Source organism: Pelomicrobium sp. G1 (assembly GCF_051905455.1).
Classification (GTDB): Bacteria; Pseudomonadota; Gammaproteobacteria; order Burkholderiales; family UBA6910; genus Pelomicrobium.
Genome location: NZ_JBQACR010000637.1, coordinates 1 through 234, shown reverse-complemented (window position 1 = coordinate 234; position 234 = coordinate 1). Strand labels below are relative to the sequence as shown.

General features: G+C 67.1%; 1 protein-coding gene. It reads right to left on the bottom strand.

The genetic code is table 11. The features are described from left to right. On the bottom strand, positions 1 to 234 hold a 234-nt coding region (locus ACTFO6_RS19935), incomplete at both ends, for a site-2 protease family protein (RefSeq protein ID WP_439936009.1).

The window sequence follows — 234 nt, the reverse complement described above, 5'->3', positions numbered from 1 at the left end:
GCAGGAAATTGGCGAGCGGCCCCGCCAGCACGATGGCGAAACGGCGGTACACCGACTGGCGAGTGAACGCCCGGTGGCGCTCTTCGGGCCGCACCTGGCCTTCCCGCTCGTCCAGCATCTTGACGTAGCCGCCCATGGGAAAGGCCGAGATCACCCATTCTTTCCGGTCGCGCCCGGCCCGCCACACTATGAGCGGTGGTACGAAGCCCACCGAGAACCGGAGCACCTTCACGC